General features: G+C 58.4%; 18 protein-coding genes and 1 riboswitch. Of the genes, 5 read left to right on the top strand and 13 right to left on the bottom strand.

Going from position 1 to position 25564, the window contains the following annotated elements; genetic code table 11:
- Window position 1: 1 nt before the first annotated feature.
- Both yjbE and pgi read right to left on the bottom strand, forming a co-directional pair.
- Entirely contained in the window at window positions 2-250 is a 249-nt protein-coding gene (gene yjbE, locus AACV31_RS05915) for an exopolysaccharide production protein YjbE (RefSeq protein WP_015742674.1), read from the bottom strand.
- A gap of 381 nt (window positions 251-631) precedes the next feature.
- The gene (gene pgi / locus AACV31_RS05910) at window positions 632-2281 is read right to left on the bottom strand and encodes a glucose-6-phosphate isomerase (protein ID WP_165156535.1); all 1650 of its coding nucleotides are present in this window, start codon (window positions 2279-2281) and stop codon (window positions 632-634) included.
- 553 nt (window positions 2282-2834) lie between these two features.
- A riboswitch (Lysine riboswitch) is annotated at window positions 2835-3028 on the top strand.
- A gap of 113 nt (window positions 3029-3141) precedes the next feature.
- Here pgi and lysC point away from each other — a divergent pair.
- Window positions 3142-4494, top strand: a complete 1353-nt coding sequence (lysC, locus tag AACV31_RS05905; RefSeq protein ID WP_007764691.1) for a lysine-sensitive aspartokinase 3 — start codon at window positions 3142-3144, stop codon at window positions 4492-4494.
- Between the two features lie 22 nt (window positions 4495-4516).
- On the opposite strand, the gene AACV31_RS05900 is transcribed toward lysC, so the two are convergent.
- The 3 genes from AACV31_RS05900 to AACV31_RS05890 are packed head-to-tail and all read right to left on the bottom strand — an operon-like array spanning window position 4517 to window position 7679.
- A complete protein-coding gene (locus tag AACV31_RS05900; protein ID WP_161589553.1) occupies window positions 4517-5302 on the bottom strand; it encodes a nucleotidyltransferase domain-containing protein in 786 nt (261 codons plus the stop codon).
- 14 nt (window positions 5303-5316) lie between these two features.
- A complete protein-coding gene (locus tag AACV31_RS05895) occupies window positions 5317-6543 on the bottom strand; it encodes an RtcB family protein (protein ID WP_075199599.1) in 1227 nt (408 codons plus the stop codon).
- 2 nt (window positions 6544-6545) lie between these two features.
- A complete protein-coding gene (locus AACV31_RS05890; protein ID WP_165156533.1) occupies window positions 6546-7679 on the bottom strand; it encodes a slipin family protein in 1134 nt (377 codons plus the stop codon).
- A 476-nt stretch (window positions 7680-8155) separates the two neighbouring features.
- Here AACV31_RS05890 and rtcR point away from each other — a divergent pair, with 476 nt between their 5' ends.
- The 3 genes from rtcR to AACV31_RS05875 all read left to right on the top strand — a co-directional run bounded on the left by rtcR (window position 8156) and on the right by AACV31_RS05875 (window position 11219).
- Complete coding sequence (gene rtcR, locus AACV31_RS05885; protein WP_161589556.1) at window positions 8156-9748, top strand: RNA repair transcriptional activator RtcR; 1593 nt, start codon at window positions 8156-8158, stop codon at window positions 9746-9748.
- A 163-nt stretch (window positions 9749-9911) separates the two neighbouring features.
- Window positions 9912-10856 carry a ketopantoate/pantoate/pantothenate transporter PanS gene (gene panS / locus AACV31_RS05880; protein ID WP_007764709.1) on the top strand — a complete coding sequence of 315 codons (945 nt, stop codon included), beginning with the start codon at window positions 9912-9914 and terminating at the stop codon, window positions 10854-10856.
- Between the two features lie 90 nt (window positions 10857-10946).
- Window positions 10947-11219, top strand: coding sequence for a DUF3811 domain-containing protein (locus AACV31_RS05875; protein ID WP_007764711.1), 273 nt, complete (start codon window positions 10947-10949; stop codon window positions 11217-11219).
- Between the two features lie 30 nt (window positions 11220-11249).
- Here AACV31_RS05875 and AACV31_RS05870 read toward each other — a convergent pair whose 3' ends face one another.
- The 4 genes from AACV31_RS05870 to metH form a co-directional block, all read right to left on the bottom strand.
- Window positions 11250-11573: a helix-turn-helix domain-containing protein gene (locus tag AACV31_RS05870; protein WP_075199595.1), complete on the bottom strand. Its 324-nt coding sequence runs from the start codon at window positions 11571-11573 to the stop codon at window positions 11250-11252.
- Between the two features lie 2 nt (window positions 11574-11575).
- The gene (locus AACV31_RS05865) at window positions 11576-11920 is read right to left on the bottom strand and encodes a type II toxin-antitoxin system RelE/ParE family toxin (protein ID WP_161589567.1); all 345 of its coding nucleotides are present in this window, start codon (window positions 11918-11920) and stop codon (window positions 11576-11578) included.
- A 119-nt stretch (window positions 11921-12039) separates the two neighbouring features.
- Window positions 12040-13671, bottom strand: coding sequence for a Na/Pi cotransporter family protein (locus tag AACV31_RS05860; RefSeq protein WP_105538312.1), 1632 nt, complete (start codon window positions 13669-13671; stop codon window positions 12040-12042).
- Between the two features lie 636 nt (window positions 13672-14307).
- Complete coding sequence (gene metH / locus AACV31_RS05855) at window positions 14308-17991, bottom strand: methionine synthase (RefSeq protein ID WP_161589557.1); 3684 nt, start codon at window positions 17989-17991, stop codon at window positions 14308-14310.
- Window positions 17992-18188: 197 nt separating this feature from the next.
- Here metH and iclR point away from each other — a divergent pair, with 197 nt between their 5' ends.
- Window positions 18189-19025 carry a glyoxylate bypass operon transcriptional repressor IclR gene (gene iclR, locus AACV31_RS05850; RefSeq protein ID WP_015742688.1) on the top strand — a complete coding sequence of 279 codons (837 nt, stop codon included), beginning with the start codon at window positions 18189-18191 and terminating at the stop codon, window positions 19023-19025.
- A 42-nt stretch (window positions 19026-19067) separates the two neighbouring features.
- Here the strand turns inward: iclR and aceK are convergent, their stop codons facing one another.
- The 4 genes from aceK to metA form a co-directional block, all read right to left on the bottom strand.
- A complete protein-coding gene (aceK, locus tag AACV31_RS05845) occupies window positions 19068-20858 on the bottom strand; it encodes a bifunctional isocitrate dehydrogenase kinase/phosphatase (protein WP_161589558.1) in 1791 nt (596 codons plus the stop codon).
- 258 nt (window positions 20859-21116) lie between these two features.
- Window positions 21117-22424: an isocitrate lyase gene (gene aceA, locus AACV31_RS05840; RefSeq protein ID WP_165156531.1), complete on the bottom strand. Its 1308-nt coding sequence runs from the start codon at window positions 22422-22424 to the stop codon at window positions 21117-21119.
- Window positions 22425-22455: 31 nt separating this feature from the next.
- Window positions 22456-24054 (bottom strand): malate synthase A, encoded by a 1599-nt coding sequence (gene aceB / locus AACV31_RS05835; protein ID WP_165156529.1) that lies wholly within the window; start codon window positions 24052-24054, stop codon window positions 22456-22458.
- Between the two features lie 272 nt (window positions 24055-24326).
- Window positions 24327-25256 (bottom strand): homoserine O-acetyltransferase MetA, encoded by a 930-nt coding sequence (gene metA, locus AACV31_RS05830; protein ID WP_105538309.1) that lies wholly within the window; start codon window positions 25254-25256, stop codon window positions 24327-24329.
- Between the last annotated feature and the right edge of the window lie 308 nt (window positions 25257-25564).

Here is a 25564-nt window from a genome sequence, read left to right as displayed (position 1 = left end):
TTTACTGAGTGGTCGTGCTGGTGGTGGTGGTGGTAGTGGTCCCGGTATTGGAACCATCGCCGCCGCCGGTGGCGGCAAGCGCCACACCGACAACTGACCCTACAGTGCTTGACGCGCTGGCGCTGGAGCTGCCAACCGACACGGAGGTCGCTGCTGAGCCTGCCGCTTCACCGACGCTAACCGGTGCAGCCTGGGCTGAGACAGCGCCAAGCGCTGCAATGGCGAAAACGCCACTAAGGATTTTCTTCATATCAATTTCCCTTCATTGAATGAATGGAGATTTACCCGAAAAGCTTTTCAGGCGCTTCCGAGTATACACAACAACCTCTGTCGGTTTACGACACAGGGAAATAGGCACAGGGTTTTAGGATAATTAGACAAACCGCGCAGGATGGCGTAATGGATTTTATATAAATCCCCTGTTTTTCAAGTTGTTATAATATATCCCTGCAAAACGGAAATCCGGTTTATCTGAAAGGCTTCAGACGTGTAGAGGCCAGACAAGGCGATTTTCGGATTAACCTCAAGATTAAAGAGTAGCGGGACGCGGGCGAACAACAAGATTTATCTGAGAAAAAAATGCCGGCATATTGCCGGCATCATTACGCTTATTTTTCACGCTTATTTAAAATCAGCCGCGCCAGGCTTTATAACGGTTAATTAAGCCGTTGGTCGAGCTGTCATGGCTGTCGACTGATTTATCATCGCCCAGCTCCGGCAGGATGCGGTTAGCGAGCTGTTTGCCCAGCTCCACGCCCCACTGGTCGAAGGTGAAGATATTCAGAATCGCGCCCTGGGTGAAAATTTTGTGCTCATAGAGCGCAATCAGCGCGCCCAGGCTGAACGGGGTAATTTCACGCAGCAGGATGGAGTTGGTCGGACGGTTGCCTTCAAACACTTTGAACGGCACCACGTTTTCCAGCTGTGCCGGATCTTTACCCTGATCGCGGAACTCTTGCTCTACGACGTCACGGGATTTACCGAACGCCAGCGCTTCGGTCTGGGCGAAGAAGTTAGAGAGTAGCTTCGGATGATGATCAGACAGCGGGTTATGCGTGATGGCCGGCGCGATGAAATCGCACGGGACCAGTTTGGTGCCCTGGTGGATCAACTGATAGAACGCGTGCTGGCCGTTGGTGCCCGGTTCGCCCCAGATAATCGGGCCCGTCTGGTAATCCACGGCGTTGCCGTCACGGTCAACGTATTTGCCGTTGGATTCCATGTTGCCCTGCTGAAAGTACGCCGCGAAGCGGTGCATGTACTGGTCGTACGGCAGAATCGCTTCGGTTTCCGCACCAAAGAAGTTGTTGTACCAGATGCCAATCAGCGCCAGCAGCACCGGCAGGTTTTTCTCAAACGGCGTGGTGGAGAAGTGTTTGTCCATCTCGTGCGCGCCGGAGAGCAGCTCGACAAAGTTGTCGTAACCTACGGACAGGATGATAGAGAGACCAATCGCCGACCACAGGGAGTAACGGCCGCCGACCCAGTCCCAGAACTCAAACATGTTCGCCGTATCGATACCGAAGTCGCCAACCGCTTTCGCGTTGGTGGAGAGCGCCGCGAAGTGCTTCGCTACGTGCTTTTCGTCACCGGCGGTTTTCAGGAACCAGTCGCGCGCGCTGTGGGCGTTGGTCATGGTTTCCTGGGTGGTGAAGGTTTTGGACGCCACCAGGAACAGGGTGCTTTCCGGGTTCACCTTTTTCAGCACTTCGGCGATGTGGGTGCCATCGACGTTGGAGACAAAATGCATGTTGAGGTGGTTTTTGTACGGGCGCAGGGCTTCGGTCACCATGAACGGGCCGAGGTCAGAGCCGCCGATACCGATGTTCACCACGTCAGTAATAGGCTTGCCGGTGTAGCCTTTCCACTCGCCGGAAATAATCGCCTCGGAGAATTTTTTCATCTTCTCCAGCACGGCGTTCACTTCCGGCATCACATCTTTGCCGTCAACCAGAATCGGCGTATTGCTGCGGTTGCGCAGCGCCACGTGCAGAACGGCGCGGTCTTCGGTGCGGTTGATTTTCTCGCCGGAGAACATGGATTTAATGGCGCTCGCCAGATCGGTCTCTTTCGCGAGATCCAGCAGTTTGCTGAGCGTTTCTTCCGTGATGCGGTTTTTGGAGTAGTCCACCAGCATCTGATCGTTGAAGGTGGCGGAGAATTTACCGAAGCGGTCAGCGTCTTTGGCGAAGAGGTCTGCGAGGGTGACCTCTTTCATCGCGTCGAAGTGATTTTGTAGTGCCTGCCAGGCAGAAGTCTGCGTTGGGTTGATGTTTTTCATAGCAATACTCTTGTGATTTGAGAATTGTGACTGCGGTCGATTGTAGCGCCAGTCACTGAAATTGTGATGATTTTTATCATAAGGCCGGACGCCAGCCTCCCAGGCGACAAGAGAAAAGTATAGTCGTTATAAGTTATTTTCCTGGCAGCCTGCGTAATATGAAAAATCCCCATGACCGTATCGTTGACAACCCCCCGGCCAACCCTTTATTTATGAATAAGTACCGGCCCGACGCGCCCTGCGCACGCCTGGCCGGTCTTTTTTCCGCGGTTTCAGCAAACGTTCACGCAGCCTGAAGCCGCCAGTGACGCCCGCTTTTTGTTTTCCGTGTTGCGGCGATAAGACAACCGCACGGCGTCAGCGTTTTTCAGAGGAGTTCGGGGTGTGGCAAGGCGGTAAGCGAGCGAATCCCGAGCAGAACATAAACACGATTTTCAAACGGTTTGGGGTTACGCGAAGGCGGCGACGCAGCGAATCCCCGGGAGCATACAAAAGTATGTGACTGGGGTGAGCGAGGAAAGCCAACACACGCGTAGCCACAAACAGGAAGAAAATCAAAGGAAGAGGCGCGTCGGCCAGGTAACGTGTGCGAGGAACCCGTCCCACGACCACACGTGAGGGGGAACGACGCCGAGGTGGCGTGCTGTCTGGTAAGGCGCGTCATCGGCTGCAGGGGCTGAATCCCCTGGGCTGTCACCCGAAACGACGGCAGTCGAACGTTTCGCAAGGTGGAGCGCTTCTGGGTGTATCGTAACGTTGGTGTTGTCCTCCTGCGTCCGCCCCTTTGCTGCGCTTTCCTTGTGCCCAGGCTGAACAGATTCCGCCATACATGATGAATGGCGCCCTGACACGAGGTTGTTATGACAGATTCTTTAGTGGTCGCTAAATTTGGCGGCACCAGCGTGGCGGATTTCGACGCCATGAACCGCAGCGCCGATGTCGTCCTGGACGACGGCCACGTCCGTCTGGTGGTGCTTTCCGCTTCCGCCGGGATCACTAATCTGCTGGTGGCGCTGGCAGAAGGACTCGAAGCGACCGAGCGTTTTGTGAAGCTCGACGCTATCCGCAAAATTCAGTACGACATCCTGGAGCGCCTGCAAAACCCAACGGTGATCCGCGAAGAAATTGACCGTCTGCTGGAAAACATCGGCACGCTTTCAGAAGCCGCGTCGCTCGCGACCTCAACCGCGCTCACCGACGAGCTGGTCAGCCACGGCGAATTAATGTCCACCCTGCTGTTTGTCGAGATCCTGCGCGAGCGCGGCGTGGACGCGCGCTGGTTTGACGTGCGTAAAGTGATGCGCACCAGCGACCGCTTCGGCCGCGCCGAGCCGGATGTCGCGGCGCTTGCCGAACTCTGCACGCAGCAACTCGCGCCGCGTCTGGCGGAAGGGCTGGTGATCACCCAAGGGTTTATCGGCAGCGAAGCCAAAGGACGCACCACCACGCTTGGCCGTGGCGGCAGCGACTATACCGCCGCCCTGCTCGCCGAGGCGCTGAAAGCGCGCCGCGTGGATATCTGGACGGATGTGCCGGGCATTTACACCACCGATCCGCGCGTGGTGCCCGCCGCGAAACGCATTGATGAAATCGCGTTTGAAGAAGCCGCCGAGATGGCGACGTTCGGCGCGAAAGTGCTGCACCCGGCGACGCTGCTGCCCGCCGTGCGCAGCGACATTCCGGTGTTTGTCGGCTCCAGTAAAGATCCGAAAGCGGGCGGCACGCTGGTGTGCAACAAAACCACCAACCCGCCGCTGTTCCGCGCGCTGGCGCTGCGCCGTAAGCAAACGCTGTTGACGCTCCATAGCCTGAACATGCTGCACTCGCGCGGTTTCCTCGCGGAAGTGTTCAGCATCCTGGCGCGGCATAATATTTCGGTCGATCTCATCACCACCTCGGAAGTGAGCGTGGCGCTGACGCTCGACACCACCGGCTCGACCTCGACCGGCGACACGCTGCTCACTCAGGCGCTGTTGACCGAGCTCTCCTCGCTCTGCCGCGTGGAGGTGGAAGAAAACCTGGCGCTGGTGGCGCTGATTGGCAACAACCTCTCTAAAGCCTGCGGCGTCGGCAAAGAGGTGTTTGGCGTGCTGGAGCCGTTTAACATCCGCATGATTTGCTACGGCGCGTCGAGCTATAACCTCTGCTTCCTGGTGCCGGGCAACGATGCCGAACAGGTCGTCCAGAAGCTGCACCAGAATCTTTTTGAATAAGTAAAAAAATGGCCTGACATTGTCAGGCCATCACCGTTTCATAAAGCAGCTTATCTAACAGACTCGCCTGCGCTTTTTCGCTGTGCGGCAGCTCAGGCGGGGTTTCGCCGCGCGCCAGTTCTGCGGCGATAAACGCGTGTATCCGCGGCATCGCCGCGCCATACTCAGCCTCGCCCGCACGCTGCTTTCTCGCCAGCAGTACGTCGATTTCTTCCCGCAGCAGCGGATCGCTCACCGTGCCATCCAGCAGCGTGCGAAAACGCATCGGCGGCGCGCCCTTACCGGCTTCCACCCAGCGCACCGCCAGCAGCGGGCGCAGCACGTAGAAATATTTCTTCAGTCGCACCGTCTCGCCCTGCAAATAACTGTGAAAGTTTTTGCGGGCCATTGAGTAGTAGTGCCAGCGCGCCCGTTCAGCCGAGAACCAGAGCGGCACCTGATCGCGCAGCGCGCCGATTGTAGTCTCATCCTGCCGGTAGACTATCGGCGAATCGAGCCACTCGATAAGCGTCGGGTTCGCCCGCTTGAGCAGCCCGAGCGCTTTGCGCCACTCCCAGCCGCAGACGTCGAGCGTGTCGTCGATGGGCAGTTCGATAACATCGCGCGGCGCATCGACCCGTAAATACCACTCCGGCGGATGCACATAGAGAAAGCGCACGTCGTAGTCGCTGTCCGGCGAGGCAAAGCCCCAGCCCCGGCTCCCCGATTCGCAGGCGTAAAGCACCTTCACGCCATACTTTTTCTCCACCTCGTTTAACACCTGCCGCACGCGCTCGCGCATGGCGGCATCCACACCATTCAGTTCCATGTTGTTACCCTTCATTATCCTTTAACGCATACCACCTGACGCAGCGTATGCACGATCTCCACCAGCGACGATTGCGCGGCCATGACGGCCTCGATGTCTTTATACGCCATCGGGATCTCATCGATCACCTCGCTGTCTTTACGGCACTCAACGTGCGCCGTCGCGCGAATGTGATCTTCCACCGTGAAGCGTTTTTTCGCCGCGGTACGGCTCATGGTGCGCCCTGCGCCGTGGCTGCATGAACAGAAGCTCTCTTCGTTACCCAGCCCGCGCACGATAAAGCTTTTGGCGCCCATGGAGCCCGGAATGATCCCCATCTGGCCTTTCTGCGCCGATACCGCCCCTTTGCGCGTCACCAGGATCTCTTCGCCAAAGTGCGTCTCTTTCTGCACATAGTTATGGTGGCAGTTCACGGCCTCCTGCTGCGTCATAAACGGCTTTGTAATGATGGCAGAGAGCGCCGCCAGCACGCGGTTCATCATCACTTCACGGTTCTGGCGCGCGAAATCCTGCGCCCATTCGACCGCCTCGATGTAATCGGCGTAATGCTTGCTGCCCTCTTCAAAATAGGCGAGATCGCGGTCCGGCAGATTCGCAATGTGTCGCTGCATATCTTTCTGCGCAAGCCCGATGAAATGGGTGCCGATGGCGTTACCCACGCCGCGCGATCCGCTGTGCAGCATCACCCAGACGCGCTCCTGCTCATCAAGGCAGATCTCGATAAAGTGGTTACCCGTACCGAGCGTTCCCAGATGCTGATGATTATTGGTTTTCAACAGGTTGGGATATTTATCCGTCAGGCGCTTAAAGCGCGATGCAAGCGGCGCCCAGTGATGATCCACATCCTGCGGCGTGTTCGACCACGCGCCTTTATCACGCTGACCGCGTCCTGTGGTGCGCCCGTGCGGGACGGCCTGCTCGATGGCGCTGCGCAGCCCGCTCAGGTTATCCGGCAGATCGCGCGCCACCAGCGACGTGCGCACCGCGATCATCCCGCAGCCGATATCCACACCTACCGCCGCCGGGATAATCGCCCCTTTGGTCGGGATCACGCTGCCGATGGTCGAGCCTTTACCCAGATGCACATCCGGCATCACAGCGAGATGTTTAAAAATAAAAGGCATTTTCGCCGTTTTCAGCAGTTGCTCACGCGCTTCCGGCTCTACCGGCACGCCGTGGGTCCACATTTTTACCGGCGCGCCGTTAGCCTGCGCCAGCGTCTGATAGTGATTTTCTTGCATTGTCATACCCCTTTAATCTGTACCAGCCCGTGCAGCACCTGATCCAGGCCGCCGAATACGGAGATCTTATCGATACGCTCCGCCACTTTTTCCAGGGTTTCGAGCTCTTTCAGTCGCAGCGCGACCGGGTTGTTTTCCATCACTTTCGCGGTGTTCAGCAGCGAACGGGTCGCGGCGGTCTCTTCACGACGGCGGATAACATTGGCCTGCGCGGATTTCTCCGCTTCCACCAGCCGCGACAAAATCGTTTTCATGTCGCCCGGCAGCACGATGTCTTTTACGCCGGTCGAGGCCACTTCGATACCAAACGGCGCCATGCGTGCGATGACCTGCGCGCTCACTACGTCGTCGATAACCTGTTTATTTTCCAGCAGCTCATCGAGCGTGCGGGTGCCGACCGCCTCGCGCAGCGCAAACTGCAGCTCGCGGTATAAATGCTCCAGCGGTTTAGTGAGCTGGCTGTAGGCCTGCAACACCTCCTGGTAGCGCCAGTTGGCCCCCAGATTAATGCGCAGGTTCACTTTATCTTTGGTCAGGATCTCCTGACCGGACACTTCCATCGCCTGAAGGCGCGTATCGATGACTTCCGCCTCCACCAGATGGTTGATTTTCCAGTACGCGCTTAAGCCTGGCGGCAGCAGCGGCTGGGTGACGCCGTCGATTTTCAGCACGCCCACGTGCCAGGCGGGCACATTGACGGTCAGGATGGCGTCGCGCCCTTTCACCGCCGCATCGCGACCGCGCGGTTGCAGCACCGCGGTCATTATCTCCGTCGGCACCTGCACGTCGCTGGTATCCATATGCGCGGCACGCAGGCTGTCGCCGTCGCGCCAGAAGAGACGGCGCGCGCCTGGCGGGATAATTTCCACCAGCACGTTATTGCGCCACAGCGCCGCGGTTTCGTTATCGGCGGTATCGACCGCCAGGCAATACGTCTCTACCCATTCTGGCTGAAAACGGCGCAGATAGTCGGCCAGTTCAGGCGCCACGTCGCCGCTGTTCATCTCCACCAGCGTCACGTCCGGTTTGTTAAACCACGGCAGGCGATGCTCGCCCGCTTCCAGCACCTGATAAAAATCGCCCTGTTTTGCCAGTAAACCCAGCTGGCCCTTACGAATCGTCACTTTGTTATTCATTTTTTTCCCTTACTGTTGTGGCTGACGCGAATAACGGCGCGAAGCGGGAGGGGGAAGCAACCTCTGTTCCGGTCTTTTCTGCCTGCCGCCCGGCGCCGTTACCGGCGTCAGTGTGTGGCGGTCGCTAACGACTCAACCGCCGGGGTACTGCTTCTAATGTTTCTCTGGAAGGAGAACGAAAATTCAGGAGTCGAACCTGATAAAACCGACAGTTTTCCGCGTCATTGCACTGGCGGAACGCCCCCTGGATAACGTGTTACCGTTCCTGGTGCGCCGGCGGGGTCATAAGCCCCTGCATACCCAGCGTGCTGACAACGTCATAATTGCCAGAAGCGTGCCAGTTTCGCTTAAGGGAAAAATAAATTTTTAATCTATTGATTATTAATGATTAAATATTTAATGCGATGCGCGACGGCCATAACAGAAAGGGTTATGATTTATCTTTCCATATCGTTATTTATCTTTAAGGATAAAACATGCAAAAGCGTCGCGTGGTGATTGGCATGTTGGGCACCGTGCTGGACCGGCGCGGTAAACGCGCCAACCGCTGGAATAAATGGCGCCCGTCCGTCGCGCTATGCCAGCAGCCCGGTTTACCTGTCGACCGCTTTGAACTGCTGTATCAGGCGAGTGACGTGTCGCTCGCAGAGCGGGTCATGGAAGATATCGCGATCGTTTCCCCGCATACCGAAGTGCGCCCACACACCGTGGTGATGGACGATCCGTGGGATTTTGAGGAGGTGTACGCCGCCCTGCTGGATTTCGCCACGCGCTATCCCTTTGATACCGATAACGAAGAGTATCTGGTGCATATCACCACCGGTACGCACGTAGCGCAGATCTGCTGGTTCCTGCTGACCGAAGCGCGTTATCTCCCGGCGGCGCTGTTACAGACCAGCCCCGATCGCCACGGCGAGGATGAAGAGCAGAAAACCATCGGCACGGCGTCGGTCATTGACCTTGATTTAAGCCGCTATGCCACGCTGACGAGCCGTTTCCAGCGCGAGCAGCAGCAGTCGATATCGTTTCTCAAATCCGGCATCGATACCCGTAACGCCACCTTTAACCGCCTGATCGACCAGATCGAGCGCGTGGCGCTGCGATCCACCGCGCCCATTCTGCTGACGGGGCCGACCGGCGCGGGGAAATCGTTTCTCGCAAAGCGCATTTACCAGCTGCGCCAGGCGCGGCATCTGGTACAGGGAAAGCTGGTGTCAGTGAACTGCGCGACGCTTCGCGGCGATAACGCGATGTCGACGCTGTTTGGCCACGTGAAGGGCGCTTTTACCGGCGCGCAACAGGCGCGGCCAGGGCTTTTGCGCGAGGCCGACGGCGGCGTGCTGTTTCTGGATGAGATAGCCGAGCTGGGGCTCGATGAGCAGGCGATGCTGCTAAAAGCGATTGAGGAAAAAACCTTTTTCCCGTTCGGCTCGGATAAAGAAGTGCAGAGCGATTTCCAGCTGATCGCCGGTACGCACCGCGATATGGCGACGTGGGTCGCTGAAGGGCGCTTTCGCGAAGATCTCTACGCGCGCATTAATATGTGGGCCTTTGCGCTGCCGGGCCTCGCCGAGCGCCGTGAGGATATCGCGCCGAACGTCGAATATGAGCTACAGCGCTTCTCGGCGCAGCAGCAGACGCAGATCCGTTTTGATAAAACCGCGCGTGAAAATTATCTCGCCTTCACCTGCTCGCCACAGGCGCGCTGGCCGGGTAACTTTCGCGAGCTGGGCAGCTCGGTGGCGCGCATGGCGACGCTTGCCGAACAGGGGCGTATTACCGACGCGTTAGTCGAGGAAGAAATCGCCCGCCTTAGCGCAAGCTGGCGGCCGCTCGCTAGCCCCGCCGCCGCGCTGCCCGTCGATACCGCGACGCTCGATCTCTTCGACCGCGACCAGCTGGCGGCGGTTGTTGCCGTGTGCCGTCGCAGCGCCTCGCTCTCGGAGGCCGGACGCACGCTGTTTGCGGTTTCGCGCCAGAAGAAAACCACCCCCAACGACGCCGACCGCCTGCGTAAATATCTGGCGCGCTTTGGGCTGAGCTGGGAGCAGGTTAAAGCCCCTGAATGAGGGCTTTTCATCATAATTTGTTTGAATAACTTTCCTTCGCACGATAAACAATACCAATGGCCGGGCTCGATCCCGGCCTGTTTATAACGACACAACACAACATTCTCTCCCGGCGGATGCCGCGTTACGGCGACGGCTCACTACGGGGTGCAAGGAAAACACGATGCTCGCGACACTCACCCGGCTGTTCCCGCTCTGGGCGCTGCTGCTCTCGGTTATTGCTTATTACACGCCCTCCACGTTTACGCCCATCGGCCCGTGGGTCAGCACGTTATTGATGCTGATTATGTTCGGCATGGGCGTACACCTGAAACTCGACGATTTTAAACGCGTGCTGTCGCGGCCCGCGCCGGTAGCGGCAGGGATTTTCCTGCACTATCTGGTGATGCCGCTGGCCGCCTGGCTGCTGGCGATGCTGTTCCATATGCCGCCGGATCTCTCCGCCGGAATGGTGCTGGTGGGGAGCGTGGCGAGCGGCACGGCGTCTAATGTCATGATCTATCTGGCGAAAGGCGATGTGGCGCTGTCGGTGACTATCTCGTCGGTTTCAACGCTGGTGGGTGTGGTGGCCACGCCGCTGCTGACGCGTCTCTATGTTGACGCGCATATCCAGGTGGATGTGATGGGGATGCTGCTGAGTATCCTGCAAATCGTGGTGATCCCGATTGCGCTCGGGCTTATCGTGCACCATCTGTTCCCGCGCGTGGTGAAAGCGGTGGAGCCGTACCTGCCCGCGTTTTCGATGCTGTGCATTCTGGCGATTATCAGCGCCGTGGTGGCGGGCTCCGCTTCGCATATCGCGTCCGTCGGGCTGATGGTGATTGTGGCGGTCATTCTGCATAACAGCATCGGCCTGCTCGGCGGTTACTGGGGCGGACGCCTGTTTGGCTTTGACGAATCCACCTGCCGGACGCTGGCGATTGAAGTGGGGATGCAAAACTCCGGGCTCGCCGCCGCCCTCGGCAAACTCTATTTCTCGCCGCTCGCGGCCCTGCCTGGCGCGCTGTTCTCGGTGTGGCATAACCTCTCCGGCTCGCTGCTGGCGGGCTACTGGTCCGGCAAACCGGTGGACGGAAACGAAAAAAACGCGCAGCGTACCTCGCGCTGATCAAATAAGCCCGGAAAAACCGGGCTTATTTACTGAGTTACCTGCGGCGTTGCGTTACACTGGCGGCTCACCCCCTGAGGAGTCGCCCTTATGTCCCTGCCCCGACTGACCCAGAAAGAGATGACGGAAAGCGAACAGCGCGAGTTAAAAACCCTGCTCGACCGCGCCCGTATCGCTCATGGCCGCCCGCTCACGAATTCGGAAGCCAACCACGTCAAAAAAGAGTATATCGACAAGCTGATGGCGCAGCGCGAACAGGCGGCGAAGCAGACGCGCAAGCAGAAAAAAGCGCAGTCGTATAAACCGGATAGCGACGCGACCTTTTCATGGTCTGCCAGCACGCACGTGCGCGGCAGACGTTAGGCCGCCATCGCCAGCGTCTCCCGAACGGTGTTATGCCGACGGATAGACCAGGCGCATAGTCCCGCGTGCCTGTGGTGCTTCGCCGACGACGATACTGATATCCTGTCCCAGGCGCATCAGGCAGGCCATCATTTTCGTTTCACTGATGCCGCGAAACTGGCCGCGCAGGAGCTGAGAGAGTTTCGGCTGGGTCATTCCCAGAAGGCGGGCCGCCTCCTGTTGAGTTAAGCCGCGCGCTTTGAGAATGTCACTAATCGCCATCGCCAGCTGCGCTTTTAGCTGCATCTCCTCGGCGTCGATAAGCCCGAGATCGTCATAAACATTTCCATTACTGCATTCAATGTCTGCTGTCATTTTCAGCCTCCGGCGTGACGTTGCGCAGCTTTCAGCCGCTGTTCAATTTTTTCCATCTCCGGTCGGGGCGTGGCAATCCCGGAAGGGGATTTTTTCTGGAATACATGCAGGACATAAATCGCCTCGCCCAGACGAACGGTATAGACCGCCCGAAAGGCATTCCCCTGATAATCCTCCACGACCTCAAGCACACCCGCGCCGCCAAAACCTTTAAGCGGCCTGGCCTGCGGATGGCGTCTGCCCTGCTGCGCAAGATAAAGCGCATAGCCAAAAAGATCCTGTACATCCTCCGGCAGCGCCTGAAGATCTTTTCTGGCCTGCCCGACCCAAAACAACGGTTTTATCATGTAGCGTTCCCTCTGATTATACCTATATGGGTATAAAAAACAGCGTCCGGCCTTCACGATAAAATAAAAAACCCCGCCGTCAGCGAGGTTTTTTGTCATCTTACGGCATGTCTTCCAGATTATTCTTCCAGCCGCTCCTCATCGTCGTCCGGCTGTTCGAGAATACTGTAGGCCACAGCGCAGAACAGCGAATTCAGGCGCTTCATATCGCCAAGTAACCCCAGATGCAGGGCGCTGGTTTCAATACTCTGCACGTTTTGCTGATGCAGCCGGTCCACATGCGCATGGGCGTAGCGGCGGTTGAGGATGCGAAAACGGTGTTTGTGGCGCCGCAGGCGTCGGGCGCTCGGTACGTCGCCGGCGAAAAAGACCGACAGGCTGAGCTTCAGGTTGGCGGTGAGTTTCTCCAGCAGGGTATCCAGCTCTTTCACGCCTTCGGGTGAAAACGCGCGGCGCGCGGCCAGCGATTTGTTCGCCACTTCGCTGCCCATGCGTTCAAGAATATCCGCCGCCTGTTCGAGGTTCAGCGACATCTCGATGATTTCCGCCCAGCGTTTCGCCTCTTCTTCCGCCAGATCTTCTTTCGGCATGCGCGCCATATAGAGCTTAATGGCGGTGTAGAGCACATCCACGTCGTCGGCGAGCCGTCGCAGCGTTTTCTCCTGGCGCGGTTCGCCGTGCATCACTTTGCCATAGACCTCCAGCATCTGCTCCAGCACGTCGCCGATGCGCAGCGTTTCGCGCGCGGCGTTGGCAAGGCCCAGCGCCGGCGTGTCCAGCGCGCTCGGGTCAAGGTGCCGGGGCTTCATGCGCAGATCGGTTTCCGGGGTATCCGGAATAATGCGCTGGCAGAGCCGCGCCATCATGCCCGCGAAAGGCACCATCACGAGGCAGCGGATGAGGTTGTAAAAGACGTGGAAATAGATAACCAGTTCCGACTCTTCCACCGGTAGCCTGTGCAGGGTTTGCGCCAGAAGAGGCACGAAAGGAAGCACCAGCAGGCTGCCCACCAGCTTAAACAGCAGGCTGCCGAGCGCCACGCGCCGCGCCGCAGGGCTGGCGGCGCCGTTATTGAGCATCGCCAGCAGGCCGGAGCCGAGGTTTGCGCCAATCACCAGACAGAGCGCGACCTGAAATGAGATGACATCCGTGGCGGTGAGCGTCGCGGTCAGCAGAACCGCCGCCAGGCTTGAGTAGCTGATGACCGCGAATACGGCGCCTATCAGGGCGTCGAGCATGATATCGCCGGTGAGCGAGGCGAAAATCACCTGCACGCCGGAGGCCTGGGTGATGGGCGTGACCGCCTGCACGATAAGCTCCAGCGCCTGCAAAATCAGCCCAAGGCCGATAGCAACGCGCCCCAGCTGGCCTGCACGGCTCTGTTTGCGGCCAAGAAAGAAGATGACGCCGATAAAAATCAGCAGCGGCGAGAGCCAAGAGAGATCGAACGTCAGCACGCGCGCCATGAGCGCCGTACCGACATCAGCGCCGAGAACAATGACCAGCGCGGGCGTCAGCGCCACCAGATCCTGCGCGACAAACGAGGTGACCAGCAGCGTGGTGGCGTTGCTGCTCTGCACCAGCGCCGTCACGCCAATGCCCGCGCAGAAAGCGAGCGGTTTTTTCTCAACGCTGCGGCTGAGTACGCTTCTTAAGCGCGCGCCGAAGACGCGCATGACGCCGGTACGCACGATGTGAGTGCCCCAGACCAGCAGCGCCACAGCAGAAAGCAGGTGTAACAGCGTTAACACGGCTTCTCCTTATCGTTGTGTTTTCCCAGGAAGCAGACACGATGCCGCTCCTTTGATGAGTATAAGTAATTAACCAGAGGAAGTATTGGAAGGTGGGGATATCAGGAGGCCGCCAGGCGGGTGATGATTGAGGGAACGGCGGGTGTCGAATGGGCGCGGGAACGGCGGGTGCGCTGCGCTTACCCGCCCTACATGTTCGCCTTACGGGTTTCATCCGTTGTAGGGTGGGTAAGCGGCGCGCACCCACCGCGTATTCCTCTTACGGGTTTAATCCGTTGTAGGGTGGGTAAGCAGCGCGCACCCACCGCGTGTTCCTCTTACGGGTTTAATCCGTTGTAGGGTGAGTAAGCTCAGCGTACCCACCCTGCGTGTTCCTCTTACGGGTTTAATCCGCCGTAGGGTGGGTAAGCGGCGCGCACCCACCGCGTGTTCGCCTTACGGGTTTAATCCGTTGTAGGGTGGGTAAGCGCAACGCACCCACCGCGTGTTCGTCTTACGGGTTTAATCCGCCGTAGGGTGGGTAAGCGCAGCGCACCCACCGCGTGTTCCTCTTACGGGTTTAATCCGTTGTAGGGTGGGTAAGCGCAGCGCACCCACCGGAAAGCGGATGGCGCTGCCAGGCAAGAATGCCGGACGCTAATCCGCGTCGTAGCCGAGGTTCGCCGCGAGCCACCGCTCCACCTCGCTCACGCTCATCCCTTTGCGCCGCGCGTAATCCTCCACCTGGTCGCGCTGGATCTGCGCTACGGCGAAATATTTGCTTTCCGGGTGGCTGAAATACCAGCCGGAAACCGACGCCCCCGGCCACATGGCGTAGGATTCGGTGAGCTTCATGCCGATGCGGTTTTCCACGTCGAGCAGTTCCCAGATGGCCGATTTCTCGGTGTGCTCCGGGCAGGCCGGATAGCCAGGCGCCGGGCGGATGCCCTGATAGTTCTCGCGGATGAGCTCCTCATTGCTGAGGTTTTCATACGGCGCGTAGCCCCACAGCACTTTACGCACGCGCTCATGCAGATACTCGGCGAACGCTTCCGCCAGACGGTCCGCCACCGCTTTCACCATGATTTTATTGTAATCATCGTGCTGCGCGTCGAAGGCGTCCGCCAGCGCGTCCTCCTCCAGCCCGCCGGTCACGGCGAACGCGCCGAGGTAATCGGCTTTGCCGCTGTGTTTAGGGGCCACAAAATCCGCCAGACAGTAGTTCGCAAAGCCCACTTTCTCGGTCTGCTGGCGTAAGTGATGACTTACTGACAACACCTGCGTGCGCGTCTCGTCGCGGTAGATTTCGATATCGTCGCCGACGCGATTCGCCGGGAAAATGCCCACCACGCCGCGCGGCGTCAGGGATTTTTCGGCACTCAGTGTGTCGAGCATCTCGTTGGCGTCTTTGAACAGGCGTTGCGCCTCTTCGCCCACAACCTCATCTTCCAGAATGCGCGGGTATTTCCCGGCCAGCGACCAGGTCATAAAGAACGGCGTCCAGTCGATGTAATTACGCAGCGTCTCGATGCTCGCCACCACCTCTTCCACGCCCAGACGGTGCGCGGCGGGCGGCGTGTAGCTTTCCCAGTCGAACGCCAGATCGTTTTCACGCGCGGCGGCGAGCGTCACCGGCGGCGTGCGCGGCTTTTTGCGCCCGTGCTGAATACGCACGGTTTCATACTCTTTGCGGGTGCGCGCGACGAAGTCGTCGCGCAGCGTGTCGGAGAGCAGCGAAGAGACCACGCCCACGGTGCGTGACGCGTTCTGGACATAAACCGTCGGTCCGCTGTAGTTCTGCTCGATTTTCACCGCCGTATGCGCTTTCGAGGTAGTCGCGCCGCCGATGAGCAACGGCAGGGTAAAGCCCTGGCGCTCCATCTCTTTCGCCACGTTCACCATCTCATCCAGCGACGGCGTGATAAGCCCGGAGAGCCCGATGATATCGGCGTTCACTTCACGCGCCGTTTTCAGGATTTTATCCGTCGGCACCATCACGCCGAGATCGATAATCTCGTAGTTATTACACTGCAACACCACGCCGACGATGTTTTTGCCGATGTCATGCACGTCGCCTTTCACGGTCGCGAGCACGATTTTGCCGTTGCTCTTGCCCACTTCCTTACTGGCCTGAATGTATGGCTCCAGGTACGCCACGGCCTGCTTCATGACTCGAGCGGATTTCACCACCTGCGGCAGGAACATTTTCCCCTCGCCGAACAGATCGCCGACCACATTCATGCCATCCATCAGCGGGCCTTCAATCACCTGAATAGGACGTTCCGCCTGCTGGCGCGCCTCTTCGGTATCCTGCTCGATAAACTCGGTAATGCCTTTCACCAGCGAATATTCGAGGCGTTTTTTGACATCCCACGAGCGCCACTCGGCCTGCTGAGCGTCAGCGGCGCTGTCCGCTTTGCTGCCGCGGTATTTTTCGGCAAGCGCCAGCAACCGCTCAGTGCCGTCGTCGCGGCGGTTAAGGATGACGTCTTCCACCGCGTCGCGCAGTTCGGCGGGCAGATCGTCGTAAATCGCCAGCTGTCCGGCGTTAACGATGCCCATGTCCATGCCGTTGCGGATGGCGTAGTAGAGGAACACGGCGTGGATCGCCTCACGAACCGGGTCGTTGCCGCGAAACGAGAACGAGACGTTGGAGACGCCGCCGGAGATCAGGGCATGCGGCAGCTCGCGTTTAATGTCTTCACACGCGCCGATAAAATCCTGCGCGTAGTTGTTGTGCTCATCGATGCCTGTCGCCACCGCAAAGATATTCGGGTCGAAAATAATATCTTCCGGCGGGAACCCGACTTCTTCGGTGAGGATGTTGTACGCCCGGCGGCAGATTTCAATTTTGCGCTCGCGGGTATCGGCCTGGCCCACTTCGTCAAACGCCATCACCACCACCGCGGCGCCGTAGCGGCGCACCAGTCTGGCGTGGTGCACAAACGCCTCGACGCCCTCTTTCATGGAAATTGAGTTAACGATGCCTTTGCCCTGAATGCATTTCAGGCCTTTCTCGATAACATCCCATTTCGAGGAGTCAATCATGATTGGCACGCGGGCGATATCTGGCTCGCCCGCGATGAGGTTAAGGAAACGCACCATCGCCGCTTCGGCGTCGAGCATCCCCTCATCCATGTTGATATCGATAATCTGCGCGCCGCTTTCGACCTGCTGACGCGCCACATCCAGCGCTTCGCTGTATTTCTCTTCTTTGATTAAGCGCTTAAATTTGGCCGAGCCGGTGACGTTGGTGCGCTCGCCGACGTTCACAAACAGGGAATCGTCGCCGATGTTGAGCGGTTCAAGGCCCGCCAGGCGGCAGGCGACGGGGATCTCCGGCAGTTTACGCGGCGGTAAGCCCTCCACCGCGCGGCTCATGGCGGCGATATGCGCCGGCGTGGTGCCGCAGCAGCCGCCGACGATATTTAAGAAGCCCGATTCCGCCCACTCGCGGATTTGCGCGGCCATCACGTCAGCGTCTAAATCATATTCGCCAAAGGCGTTCGGCAGGCCCGCGTTGGGGTGCCCGGTGACGTAACACTCGGCGATGCGCGACAGCTCCGCCACATACTGACGCAGTTCATCCGGGCCCAGTGCGCAGTTAAGACCGAACGTGAGCGCATCGGCATGGCGCAGAGAGTTATAAAACGCTTCGGTGGTCTGGCCCGACAGCGTGCGGCCCGAGGCATCGGTTATCGTGCCGGAAATCATCATCGGCAGCTCAACGCCGAGCGCCTCGAACTCCGTCTTCACGGCGAAAATCGCGGCCTTGGCGTTAAGGGTATCGAACACGGTTTCGATAAGAATCAGATCCGAGCCGCCTTCAATCAGCGCGCGCGTGGATTCGCGGTAGGCGTCCACCAGCTGATCGAAAGTGACATTACGGAAGGCCGGGTCGTTCACATCAGGAGAAATCGAAGCTGTACGGTTAGTGGGCCCTAACACACCGGCCACATAACGCGGTTTTTCCGGCGTGCGCGCGGTCCATTCGTCGGCGCAGGCGCGGGCCAGTCGCGCGGCTTCGTAGTTGATTTCCGCCGACAGCGATTCCATCTGGTAATCCGCCATCGCGATGGTCGTCGAGTTAAACGTGTTAGTCTCGATGATATCGGCGCCCGCTTCGAAGTAGGCGTAGTGGATCGCGGCAATGATATCTGGCCTGGTGAGCACCAGCAGGTCGTTGTTGCCTTTAAGATCGCACGGCCAGTCGGCAAAGCGCTCGCCGCGGAAATCCTCTTCATCCAGACGATAGCTCTGGATCATGGTGCCCATACCGCCGTCCAGCACCATAATGCGTTCAGCTAATTGCCGGCGCAGCTGCTCAGATTTGCTACTCACATATGCTCCTGATACTCGACTCAACCCAGGCCACCAAGGCCAACAAACCATACTGGCATAAAGCGATCGGGCGGGAAAGGCGCGCGGCGGCAACGTGAGACATGTTCATAATTGACTGCTCCGATGAGTTGCCTGGCGGTTGCATTATCGCCAAATAAAACGAAAATGATTTCCACGATACAGAAAAGGAGGCCGCTATGGTCGCTACCGTACCCGCTAAACGTGGCAAAAAGCCCCGCAACGCCGCCACTACCGCCGCCCCGCAGGCGACGGGCCAGGTGCAGTCGCTCACGCGCGGCCTGAAGCTGCTGGAGTGGATAGCCGAATCGCAAGGTAGCGTGGCGCTGACGGAGCTGGCGCAGCAGGCCGGATTGCCGAATTCCACCACTCACCGCCTGCTTACCACCATGCAGCAGCTGGGCTTTGTGCGCCAGGTGGGCGATCTCGGCCACTGGGCTATCGGTGCCCATGCCTTTATTATCGGCAGCAGTTTCCTGCAAAGCCGTAACCTGCTGGCGATTGTGCATCCGATTCTGCGCACGCTGATGGAAGACTCCGGCGAAACCGTGAATCTCGCGGTGCTGGATAAGAGCGATCATCAGGCCATTATTATTGACCAGGTGCAGTGTACTCAGCTAATGCGCATGTCAGCACCGATTGGCGGCAAGCTGCCGATGCACGCCTCCGGCGCCGGGAAAGCGTTTTTGTCGCAGTTAAGCGATGAGGATGTGTCTGCACTGCTGCACCGTCAGGGGCTGAAAGCCTATACGCATGCGACGCTGGTGGCGCCTGCGCACCTGAAAGACGATCTCGCCCAGACGCGCAAGCGCGGCTACTCCTTTGATGATGAAGAGCACGCGCTCGGCCTGCGCTGCGTGGCGGCCTGTATTTACGACGAGCATCACGAGGCGTTCGCCGCGATTTCTATCTCCGGCCCGATTTCACGCATGACTGACGATCGCGTGACGGAGTTAGGCGCGCTGGTGATCCGCGCGGCGAAAGAAGTGACGCTGGCTTACGGCGGCGTTCGTTAATCGGCTGACGGGCGTCAGACGTTTTCCCCTGACGCCTTCGCCTTATCCCTCGCCCACGACCGAGGGCGCGATATTCGCAACGGCTGCCTCAGGGTGGCCGTTGTGGTTTTTCCAGCGCACGCAGAAACGCTGGCGTCGGCGGTACGCGTACACATCCTCCACATACCCTTCACGAATGCGCGTCTGTAGCGCGCGCCAGTAGCTGGCGCTGAACAGATCGCTGTGCATTTCTTCAAACAATGGGCCGATTTTCGGGTCGGCGCAGAGCCAGTGGCGAAACTCCTCCGGAAAGACGTCGCCGGGCGCCACGCTGTACCAGGGCTCGGCGCTGAGTTCGTCCTCCGGGTAGCGCGGCGGCGGGATATCGCGAAAATTCACTTCGGTCATGTAGCAGATCTCATCGTAATCGTAGAAGACGACCCGCCCGTGGCGCGTGACGCCGAAGTTTTTAAACAGCATATCGCCGGGGAAGATGTTAGCGGCGGCGAGCTGGCGGATGGCGTTGCCATACTCTTCGATAGCGTCGCGCAACTGCTGGCCCGTCGCCTGCTCCAGCCACAGATTGAGCGGCACCATACGGCGCTCGATATAGAGATGGCTGACAGAAATTTTATCGCCCATGTCGGTGAGCTTCTGCCCGACCTCCTGGCGCAACAGCGCCATCAGATCCGGGCTGATATGCCGTTTTTCAATGACGAAGTTTTCAAACTCCTGGGTATCCGCCATGCGCCCGACGCGGTCGTGCTCTTTCACCAGCTGGTAGCAGGCGCGTACGTGCGCTTCGCTCATCTCCTTTTGCGGGGCGAAGCGGTCTTTGATGACTTTAAAGACCCGGTCGAACCCCGGCAGCGTGAAGACCAGCATCACCATGCCGCGAATGCCCGGCGCCTCGATAAACTGCTCGTCGGCGTGACGCAGATAGTGGAGATATTCGCGGTAGCTTTCGGTCTTGGCGTGTTTCTGACAGCCAATCGCCATATAGAGTTCGGCCGTGGTTTTACCCGGCAGGATCTCGCGCAGCCACTCCACGAGGGCGGCGGGCAGCGGCGCGTACACCATAAAGTAGGAGCGTGCGAAGCCGAAAACGATGCTCGCCCCGGCGCTGCCGGTGAGGCAGGTGTCGACAAACAGTTCGCCGTCGTCGCTGCGGTGGACAGGCAACAGAAAAGGCAGCGTGGCGTCGGGCAGGCGTAGTTTACCCACCAGCCAGGCGGCTTTGTTGCGGTAGAAGAGTTCGTTCGCCACTTCCAGATGCGCCTGCGCGAGGCGCGCCGGGCCGAGCGTTTCGTTGAGATGCGCGATGATGTAGCGGACATCGCGCGTCAGATCCTGCCACGGCAAGCGCAGAGGGAGATCGGAGAGCAAAGTCGTCAGCAGCGGCTCCCAGCCCTGCTCCGGAAAAAACGTTTTTGCGAGCGGCCGCGGCATGGTGCGAAAGCGTCGCTCAGGCTGGGAGCTGAAAATAAACAACCGGTCCGGCGTGAGCGAGCGGTGATCGTAAAGCCTGCAGTAAACCGAGTTAAAAAAGCTTTCGGCGATTTCAAAGCGCGGGTAATCGGGAAGCAGATCGGTGTAATGGCGCTTCACGCGCAGCAGAAAATCGGGGTCGGTGGCTTTCCCTTCCATAATGCAGCGCAACTGCTCCACCACCAGCCCGACATGGTGATCGTAGAGATGGATACGGCTTTTCATCGCCTGCTGGACGGCGTGCCAGTCGGCCTGTTCAAAGCGGTGTTGCGCGCCCGCCGTGATTTCCAGAAAACGACCGTATTGCGCATCAAACCCTTGCAGGATGGTTTGGGCGATGAGTAGCTCGAGTCCACGCGACGGCATAGGCAGGCTCCGTGTGTGAAAATAAAAGGTATGGCAGACCATGCGCCTCCGCCATAAGCATGTGGTGGATGCGCTGCGCTTATCCACCCAGGACAAAATCCAATGGGCTGTGGGGCGGGTAAGCGGCGCGCACCCGCCGCTGACAATTGGTGGATGCGCTGCGCTTATCCACCCTGGACAACATCCAATGGACTGTAGGGCGGGTAAGCGGCGCGCACCCGCCGCTGACTCCCGGTGGATGCGCTCCCTGAGACAGCGTCAGAACTGCGCTTCTTCGGTCGAGCCGGTTAACGCCGTCACGGACGACACGCCGCCCTGGATAATGGTCGTGACATTATCGAAGTAACCGGTGCCCACCTCCTGCTGGTGCGACACGAAGGTGTAACCCTCTTTGCCCGCGGCAAATTCCGGCTGCTGCACTTTCTCGACGTAATGCCGCATCCCTTCGCCCTGGGCGTAGGCGTGGGCGAGATCGAACATGTTGAACCACATGCTGTGAATGCCCGCGAGCGTAATGAACTGGTATTTGTACCCCATCGCCGACAGGTCCTCCTGGAAAGAGGCGATGGTTTTGTCGTCGAGCTTTTTCTTCCAGTTGAACGACGGCGAGCAGTTATACGCCAGCAGCTTGCCGGGGAAGCGGGCGTGGATGGCTTCGGCGAAGCGTCGCGCCTGGTCGAGATCCGGCGTGGAGGTTTCGCACCACACCAGATCCGCGTACGGCGCATAGGCCAGCCCTCGGCTGATCGCCTGCTCGACGCCCGCGCGGGTACGGAAGAAGCCTTCGCTGGTGCGCTCGCCGGTAATGAATTCACTGTCATACGGATCGCAGTCGGAGGTGATGAGATCCGCCGCATCGGCATCGGTGCGCGCAATCAGCAGCGTCGGAACGCCCATGACGTCTGCCGCGAGCCGCGCTGCGACCAGCTTCTGGATAGCTTCCTGGGTGGGCACCAGCACTTTGCCGCCCATATGGCCGCACTTTTTCACCGAGGCGAGCTGATCTTCGAAATGTACCGCCGCCGCACCGGCTTCAATCATCGCTTTCATCAGCTCGAACGCATTCAACACGCCGCCAAAGCCCGCCTCGGCATCGGCTACGATCGGCAGAAAATAATCGACATAGCGCGGATCGCCAGGCTCAATGCCCGCCGCCCACTGGATCTGATCGGCGCGACGAAACGTGTTGTTGATCCGCTCCACCACCGCCGGCACGGAGTTCGCCGGATAGAGGGACTGATCCGGATACATGCTGGCGGCAAGGTTGGCGTCTGCCGCGACCTGCCAGCCGGAAAGATATACCGCCTCGATCCCCGCCTTCGCCTGCTGCAATGCCTGTCCGCCAGTCAGCGCGCCCAGGCTGTTGACGTAGCCCTTTTTCGACTCGCCGTGCAGCAGACGCCACATTCTTGCCGCGCCAAGCTGCGCCAGCGTGCATTCCGGATTGACCGAACCGCGTAATTTCACCACGTCCTGCGCGCTATAAGGACGGCGAATGCCCTCCCAGCGCGGGTTTGTCCATTCCTGCTCTAACTGCTGAATCTGTTGGGTACGTGTTGTTGTCATGGCAGATGCTCCGTGTTGTTGTGGTGTAGGATCAGGCCAGCAGGCGATAGCCCGGCAGCGTCAGGAAGTCGATGAGGTCGTCGGACGTGGTGATTTGCTCCATCAGGCGGGCGGCCTCGTCAAAACGGCCGTGGCTGTAGCGCTGCTCGCCAAGCTCCTCCTGAATCACCCGCATCTCTTCGGCCAGCATCTGGCGGAAAAGCGCTTTGGTGACTTTGCTGCCGTTGCTGAGCGTTTTCTGGTGGTGTATCCACTGCCAGATGGAAGTGCGTGAAATTTCCGCCGTCGCGGCATCTTCCATCAGCCCGTAAATCGGCACGCAGCCGTTGCCGGAGATCCACGCTTCGATGTATTGCACCGCCACGCGAATGTTGGCGCGCATCCCCTCTTCCGTACGCTCGCCAGGGCATGGCTCAAGCAGTTGCGCAGCGGTGATGGGCGCGTCGTCTTCCCGCAATACATGCAGCTGATTTTTACGCTCGCCCAGCGCGGCATTGAAAACAGCCATGACCGTATCGCCAAGACCGGGGTGGGCAATCCAGGTGCCGTCGTGACCATTCGCCGCTTCCAGCTCTTTATCTGCCTTCACTTTGTTGAGCACCCAGTTATTGCGCTCGGTATCTTTACTCGGGATGAACGCCGCCATGCCGCCCATCGCGAACGCGCCGCGGCGGTGGCAGGTTTTAATGAGGAGCCGTGAATAGGCGCTCAGGAAGGGTTTATCCATGGTGACGGATTGCCTGTCTGGCAGGACGCGGTCCGGGTGATTCTTGAGGGTTTTGATATAGCTGAAGATGTAATCCCAGCGACCGCAGTTAAGCCCGACGATATGGTCGCGCAGCGCGTGCAGGATTTCATCCATCTGGAAAACCGCGGGCAGGGTTTCGATAAGGAGCGTGGCTTTGATGGTGCCGCGCGGCAGGTTGAAGCGATCTTCGGCGTAACTGAAGACGTCGCTCCACCAGGCCGCCTCCTGCCAGGACTGTGTTTTCGGCAGATAGAAATAGGGGCCGCTGCCTTTTGCCAGCAAATTTTTGTAGTTGTGGAAGAAGTAGAGCGCGAAATCAAACAGGCTGCCGGGCACAGGCTCGTCGCGCCAGGTGACATGTTTCTCCGGCAGGTGCAGGCCGCGTACACGGCAGACCAGCACGGCGGGATTTGGCTTGAGCTGATAAATCTTGCCCGCCTCGTTGGTCCAGGCGATCGTGCCTTTAATCGCATCGCGCAGGTTGATCTGCCCCTCGATCACTTTACTCCACGCGGGCGCCAGTGAATCCTCGAAATCCGCCATAAACACTTTAACGTTCGCGTTGAGCGCATTGATGACCATTTTGCGCTCAACCGGGCCGGTTATCTCGACGCGCCGGTCGACGAGATCCTCAGGAATGCCGCGAATTTTCCAGTCGCCATTTCTAATGGAAGCCGTTTCCGAAAGAAAGTCAGGCAGCTTTCCGCCATCAATTTCTTTCTGTACCTGCTGACGTGCAGCAAGCAGACTGTTGCGTTGCGGCGTAAAGCGCGCCACCAGTTCGGTAAGAAAGTCGACGGCTTCCGGCGTCAGGATCTGCCGTTCCTGCTCGCCAAAAGGCTGGCTGAAAGCCAGTTCTGCGGTCATTGCCTGTTGATTCATAGCAGCGCTCCTCGGTTTTGATCCAAAAGATTCCCCATAGCAGGCGTACGCGATCTCTTACGTTCAGATTTCGTACAGCATCATTAAGACTACTCATTCTTTTTCCAAAATCAAAAACAATTTCCATTTTAATATAGATATTGATTTAACTATTTGATTAGAAAGTAAATAAACTATCCCTGATGAATGAATCAATTTTCAAAAACAAAAAAGGCACCCGAAGGTGCCTTATGAGGAGTGCTGAAACGCTTAAGGATCGCGCATGCAGGAGATTATTCGAGGGTGGGATTCATATGGCGCAGATCGTATGGCGTGATCTGATACACATAGTAATTGAGCCAGTTGGTGAAAAGCAGATTACCGTGGCTGCGCCAGGTCGCGCGCGGCGTTTTCGTCGGGTCGTCGCCGGGAAAATAGTTATACGGCACCCGCGGCGCCAGACCGGCTTCAACATCACGGAAATATTCGCCGGCAAGCGTTAAGGCGTCGTACTCCGGATGACCGGTAACGAACGCGATACGTTTGTCTTTACTGGCGAACAGGTAAGCGTCGCCCTCTTCCGATTCGGCCAGAATATCGAGATCGGTATAGTCGCGGATAAGCGCCGCCGGGAAATCAGCATAGCGCGAATGTGGCGCCAGGAAAGAATCGTCAAACCCTTTGGTCAGCAACGCGTGCGGCTGCGTGATGTGGTGCTCGTAAACGCCGGAGATTTTCTCCTGCCGCGTCTGCTTGGGAATGCCATAGAGGATATTTAACGCCGCCTGTACGGCCCAACAGACAAAAAGCGTGGAGGTCACATGCTCTTTCGCCCACTCGAGCACCTGCTGGATCTGCGGCCAGTAGGCGACATCGTTAAATTCTACCAGACCCAGCGGGGCGCCGGTGACGATGAGACCATCGTAGTTGTCGTCGCAGATATCTTCGAAATTACAATAGAAGTTGTTGAGATGCTCCGCAGGTGTGTTGCGTGATTCACGGCTGTCGATACGCAGCAGGCGGATATCCACCTGCAGAGGGGAGTTAGAGAGAAGCCGCAGGAACTGATTTTCCGTTTCGATTTTCTTGGGCATCAGATTCAGGATCAAAACCTTGAGCGGTCGGATCTCCTGAACGCTGGCGCGTGATGTGGTCATCACGAAGACATTTTCCTGACGCAGAAAATTGACGGCTGGTAACTCATCAGGCACCCGAATCGGCATAACCTTTTCCTCACAACATACGTTTATACGTTTAGACATCCAGACAGCCAACAATAACCAGGAATGGCGCGAATGTCGAGCGGGAGTATGAAAGGTGAAAATGTTTCACGGGGAATGATGCTGCGTTGTTAAGTATAAGAGGCCGGTAGAAAGGCGTGAGCGATGGTGAAGCCGTGTGTGTTGTCTATGATCAGTAAGGCATAGACACAAAAAAAGCCCCATGCTTTCGCACAAGGCTTTTTTACCTATAAAAGCAAAAACCCCTCAGCGGTGCTGAGGGGTTCTTTAATTGATGCCTGGCAGTTCCC

This window comes from Cronobacter sp. EKM101R (genome assembly GCF_963888145.1).
In the GTDB taxonomy this organism is placed as follows: domain Bacteria; phylum Pseudomonadota; class Gammaproteobacteria; order Enterobacterales; family Enterobacteriaceae; genus Cronobacter; species Cronobacter turicensis.
Note: the sequence above shows the minus strand (reverse complement) of the source record. Positions and strands in the feature narration are given on the sequence as shown.